The organism is Pseudonocardia sp. McavD-2-B, assembly GCF_024124365.1.
GTDB classification, from domain to species: Bacteria; Actinomycetota; Actinomycetes; order Mycobacteriales; family Pseudonocardiaceae; genus Pseudonocardia; species Pseudonocardia alni.
This window is the reverse complement of the sequence record NZ_JAMXSG010000334.1, coordinates 1-5421: the sequence shown is the minus strand read 5'-3', so window position 1 is coordinate 5421 and position 5421 is coordinate 1. Positions and strand designations below refer to the sequence as shown.

Annotated in this window: 5 protein-coding genes; all 5 read right to left on the bottom strand. The window is 77.0% G+C overall.

The annotated features are described in order from the left end of the window. Positions 1–49 precede the first annotated feature (49 nt). The 5 genes from NH602_RS27610 to NH602_RS27590 all read right to left on the bottom strand — a co-directional run bounded on the left by NH602_RS27610 (position 50) and on the right by NH602_RS27590 (position 5157). A complete protein-coding gene (locus tag NH602_RS27610; protein WP_179760645.1) occupies positions 50–415 on the bottom strand; it encodes a hypothetical protein in 366 nt (121 codons plus the stop codon). A gap of 3 nt (positions 416–418) precedes the next feature. Further along, positions 419–955: a DUF4333 domain-containing protein gene (locus tag NH602_RS27605; protein WP_179760644.1), complete on the bottom strand. Its 537-nt coding sequence runs from the start codon at positions 953–955 to the stop codon at positions 419–421. Between the two features lie 134 nt (positions 956–1089). Continuing rightward, positions 1090–2634 (bottom strand): hypothetical protein, encoded by a 1545-nt coding sequence (locus tag NH602_RS27600; RefSeq protein WP_253069322.1) that lies wholly within the window; start codon positions 2632–2634, stop codon positions 1090–1092. Between the two features lie 34 nt (positions 2635–2668). Continuing rightward, entirely contained in the window at positions 2669–4033 is a 1365-nt protein-coding gene (gene murC / locus NH602_RS27595; protein ID WP_202417275.1) for a UDP-N-acetylmuramate--L-alanine ligase, read from the bottom strand. A 47-nt stretch (positions 4034–4080) separates the two neighbouring features. Then, positions 4081–5157, bottom strand: a complete 1077-nt coding sequence (locus NH602_RS27590; protein ID WP_161152204.1) for a glycosyltransferase — start codon at positions 5155–5157, stop codon at positions 4081–4083. Positions 5158–5421 lie beyond the last annotated feature (264 nt).

Sequence of the window (5421 nt, the reverse complement as noted above, 5' to 3'; positions counted from 1 at the left end):
GGACCCCGCGCCCGCCGGCGGCCGGCCCGCGGTGACCGGGGCACGGTGCTCACCGGGACCGGGTCGTCCGTTTCGGACTCGTCGTCGTCTTCGTCGTGGTCCGCGGCGCCGCGGTCGCCCGGGGGGCCGGGGTCCGCGCGACGGTGGTCCGCGGTGTGCCCGGGGACCGGGCGACGACCGTGCGGTGGTGGTCGTGGTCGTCGTCGAGTGCGGACACCGGGACCCACCGCGGCCCGGCCGGTGACACGACCGCCTCGGGCGCCGGGCAGGCGGCCGGGTCCACCTCCAGGTAGTCGTCGCCGTCGGCCTCCAGGACCCCGCACACCTGCCGTTCCGGTCCGGTCGAGCAGGCGGTCAGCGGGGCCCCGGCGACGACGACCAGTGCGAGTGCGGAGAGCCAGGTCGCGGTCCGCACGGCTCAGACCTGCTCGACGTCGAAGTTGACCAGACCGCCCTGGACCTCGGTCACGGTCGCGCGGACGTCGATCGAGTCCTCGCCGGAGGTGACGCGGCAGCCGACGGCCTGGCCGGTGGTGGGGGCGAGGTCGCCGTCGCAGGTGGTGGCGTCGATCGGGACGCCGGCGTTCTGCGCGACGAGCGAGCCGACGGTGTCCTGCAGCAGGGCCTTCGGCACCGGGCGGGGCTCGGTGGTGATGTCGAAGGAGACGTTGTCTCCGTCGACGGCGGTGACGGTGACGACCGCGCCGACCGGCTGGCCACCGGAGTGGAACTCGCAGGTCTGGCTCGCCCCGACGGTCGCGTCGAGGTCGGTGGCGCAGTCGGCCTTCCCGTTGTCGAGGGAGACGCCCTGCGCGCCCAGCTTGCTGACGATCTGCTGCTCGACGCTGTCCGCCGGGACGGAGGCGAGGCTGCAGGCCGTGGTGCCGAACAGGACGGTGCCGGTCGCCGCGGCGACCAGGCCGAGCCGGGCGAGGCTGCGCAGGGTGGCGTTCATGGTGTCTCCTCGGGTGGTGGCCCCGGCGGCCCGGGCGGCCGGTGGGGCGAACACCACGAACTCTGCGGTGGGCCACTGGCAATCCACTTGCAGCGGCCTTGCAGGGTCCTGCACGCGGTCCCGCGGAGCGCGGCTCAGGCGCTCCGGCCCACCACCCGGGTGGCGACGGTGCCGCCGTCACCGAGCTCGTCGAGGACCGCGGCGATCGCCGCCCGCCCACCCGCGACGCCCTCGGTGAACGCGGTGGCGTACCGCTCCGCCGAGCCGCCGAGCGCGGCCCGGACCAGGGCGACGTTGCGCTCGGAGTCCTGCGGGTCCATCTCCTCGGGCCGGTAGCCGACCTCGCCGCCGACCGCGGACACCGCCCCCAGCAGCCGGGCGCCCCGCGCTCCGTCGCCGGACTGTCCCAGCGCGCCCGCGAGCGTGTGCACCGCGACCAGCCAGGACGTCACGTCGGGTTCGCCACCGAGGAACCGCACGAGCGACTCCGCCTCGTCCAGCGCAGCCGGATCGCCGCGGTCAAGCAGGGTCTTCACCAGGTGCCAGCGCGAGGACCCGTCGGCGAACCCGTGCCCGGCCCGCCGCGCCACGGCCACCGCGGACCGCAGCACGTCCAGCGCCGTCGCCGTGTCCCCGCCGAGGCGCGCGAGGTGCCCGGCGGCCATCAGCGTCTCGGACTCACCGGGGCCGTCCCCGGCCGCGCGCGAGACCGCGAGTGCCTCGCCCAGCAGGGCCTGCGCGGCCGCCGGGTCGGCCGCCGCGGCCAGGTAGGCGCGGAACGCCAGCCCGCGGGCGACCTTCGTCGGGTGCCGGGCCGGGTCCATCCGTTCCAGCCCGGCGGCGACGTCGGCGGCCGCACCGGCCGGGTCGCCGGCCAGGTAGCGCAGGGGACCGGAGGCGAAGTGCGCCAGCCCGACGGCCTCCGGGTCGGCGTCCGGCCCGGCCGCGGCCAGCGCGGCGGTGGCCCACCCGATGCCCTCGGCGACCCGGCCGAAGCGGTACCAGTACCAGCCCATCGCCCCGGCCAGGCGCAGCGCGTCGTCGACCGCGGCGGTACTCCCGTCGGCGAGCGCGGCCCCGAACGCGGCCCGCACGTTCGGCTGCTCGGCGCGGACCCGCCCGAACCAGCGGGCCGCGTCGTGGCCGAGCCAGGCGGCGTCGGCCTCGGTGACGACGCCGAGGACCCAGCGCCGGTGCGCGGTGCGGGCCGCCGTACGCGCGGCGTCGTCGAGCAGGGTGTCGCCGAAGGCACGCAGGGATTCCAGCAGCGCGAACCGGCGGGGGCCCGGTGCGCCGGTGTCGACGCCGACCAGGGACTTCGCGACGAGCGTGGCCAGCCCGTCGCGGACCGGCACCCCGGCGACGTCGGCGGCCGCGGCCGCGTCGAACCCGCCGGTGAACACCGACAGCGCCCCGAACAGCCGCCGGTCGGCCGGGCCGAGGTCGTCGACCGACAGCGCGATGGTGTGCTCCAGGCTCCGGTGCCGGGCGGGGGTGCCCCGGCCGGCCCCCACGAGCAGGGAGAACCGGTCGTCGAGGGCGTCGGCGATCTCCCCGACCGACAGGGTGCGGCTGCGGGCGGCCGCCAGCTCGACGGCCAGCGGGAGCCCGTCGAGCCGGGCGCAGACCTCGGCGACGCGGGCCCGGTCGTCGCCGGTGTCCTGCTCGTCGCTGCTCATCGTGCCCCCGCTGTGCCGCCGCCGTGTCGCGCGCTCACCCCTCGCCGGCGAGCTCCCGCAGGATCTCCGGCCCGAGCGCGGTGACGTCACCGGCGCCCATGGTGAGCACGACGTCGCCGTCGGTCGCGAGCGCGGCGATCGCCGCGGGTGTCCGCTCCCACGAGGGGGCTCGGTGCACCCGCCCGGCCGGCAACGTCACCGCGTCGGTGATGAGCGCCGGACCGACGCCGGGTTCGGGATCCTCCCGGGCACCGTAGACGTCGAGCACCATCACCTCGTCCGCCAGCGACAGCGACGCGCCGAACTCGGCGGCGAACAGCCGGGTGCGGGAGTACAGGTGCGGCTGGAACGCGACCAGGACGCGGCCGCGTCGCCCCTCGCGGACCGGCGCGGCCTCGCGGGCGGCGCGCAGGGTGGCGGCGACCTCGGTGGGGTGGTGGGCGTAGTCGTCGTAGACCGACACGCCGCGGGCGCGGCCCTTGAACTCGAACCGGCGCTGCACCCCGCCGAACCCGGCGAGGCCCTCCAGCAGCACGGCCGGGTCGGTCCCGACGGCGACGCCGGCGAGGAACGCACCGAGCGCGTTGAGGACCATGTGCTCGCCCGGGACGCCGAGGGTGAGCTCGTGCTCGGCGTCGCCGGTGCGGAACCGCGCACGGCAGCCGGTGCCGTCCGGGGTGAACTCGAGCAGCCGGGCGTCGTGCGGGCCGGTCGCGGTGCGGCCGTAGCGCAGCACGGTGACGCCCGACTCCTCCGCTCGCACCGCGACCTCGGCGGACCCCGGGTCGTCGGCGCAGGCGACCAGCGTCGCGCCGGGCACCAGCCGGTCCAGGAACCGCTCGAACACCGCCCGGTAGGCGGCCTCGTCGCCGTGGTGGTCGAGGTGGTCGGGCTCGACGTTGGTGACGATCGCGACCGACGGGGCGAACGCGGTGAACGAGCCGTCGCTCTCGTCGGCCTCGACGACGAACACGTCGCCGCTGCCGTGGTGGGCGCCCGACCCGGACACCGACAGGTCGCCGCCGATCGCGAACGACGGGTCGGCCCCGGCGTGCTGCAGGGCGACGGTGACCATCGACGTCGTCGAGGTCTTGCCGTGCGTCCCGGCGACGGCGACCAGCCGCCGTCCCTCGGTGAGCGCGGCCAGTGCGACCGCCCGGTGGACGACGTCGTAGCCGCGCTCGCGGGCGGCGGCCAGCTCCGGGTTGGTCTCCCGGATCGCGGTGGAGACGACCACGGTCGGCGGGGTCTCGCCGTCGTGGCGCAGGTGGCCGGCGTCGTGCCCGGTCTCGACGCGTGCGCCGAGCGCGCGCAGCGCGGTGACCGTGCGGGAGTCCCGCGCGTCGGACCCGGAGACGGTCGCTCCGCGGGCGAGCAGGATCCGCGCGATCCCGCTCATCCCGGCGCCGCCGATCCCGATGAGGTGGACGTGGTCGGAGAGCACGCTCACCGGCCCGCCACCTCCATGACGATGCGGGCGATCTTCTCGTCGGCCTCGCCGTGCCCGGCGGCGCGGGCGCGGCGGCCCATCGCGAGGGCCAGGTCGGGGTCGGTGAGCATCGGCATCAGCTCGTCGATCGCGCGTTCGCCGTTCATGTCCTCGTCCTGCACGAGCTTGCCGCCCCCGGCCTCGACGACCGGGCGGGCGTTGAGCGCCTGCTCACCGTTGCCGTGCGGCAGCGGCACGTACACCGCGGGCAGCCCGACGGCGGTGAGCTCGGCGACGGTGGTCATGCCGGACCGGCCGAGGACGACGTCCGCGGCGGCGTAGGCGAGGTCCATCCGCTCGATGTAGGGGACCGGCACGTAGCCGGGCCGCGGGTCGGCGGGGGTGCCGTTCTTCCCGTACGCGTGCAGGACCGAGATGCCCCGCTCGGTGAAGGCGGGCAGGGCCCCGGCGACCGCGTCGTTCAGGGTCCGGGCACCCTGGGAGCCGCCGAAGACCAGCAGCACAGGGCCGTGCGGGGGGAGGTTGAAGTACGTCCGGGCCTCCGGCCGCAGCGACGCCCGGTCCAGGGTGGTGATCGAGCGGCGCAGCGGCATCCCAACCACCTCCTCGTTCGCGAGTCCGGTGCCGGGCACCGCGACGCAGACGGCGGAGGCGAACCGCGCACCGACCTTGTTGGCGAGCCCGGCGCGGGCGTTGGCCTCGTGCACGACGATCGGCACCCGGCCGCGGGCGCCGAGGTAGGCGGGCAGCGAGACGAACCCGCCGAACCCGACGACGACGTCGGCCTCCGCCGCCTCCAGCACCTCCCGGACCCGCTTCACCGCGCCCCGGACGTTGCCGGGGAGCTTGAACAGGTCGGCGGTGGGCTTGCGGGGCAGCGGCACCGGCGGGATCAGCTCGAGCGGGTAGCCGCGGGCCGGGATCAACTGGGTGTCGAGGCCCTTCTCGGTGCCGAGCGCGGTGACCCGGGCTCCCGGCACGAGCCGCCGGATCGCGTCGGCGACGGCCAGCGCGGGCTCGATGTGCCCGGCCGACCCACCCCCGGCGACGACGACCGACAGGCCGCCCCGCACCGGCGTCGGCGCCTGCTCCCCCGCGGGTCGCGTGGTGGCGGGGCCGAAGGTGCGGGTCGCGTCGGGGCCGGTGGGTCCGGGCACGCCGGGCCCGGGCACGCCATCGCCCTGCGGGTTCTGCTGCGGGCCGTTCGGCTGAGGGCCGGGTCCCTGGGGGCCGGGTCCCTGAAGGCCGTGGGGCTGCGGACCGCCGGGCCCCTGGGGGGCAACCGGGCTCTGCGGTCCGGGTGCGACCGGGCCACCGGGGCCCTGCCACCCCGGTGC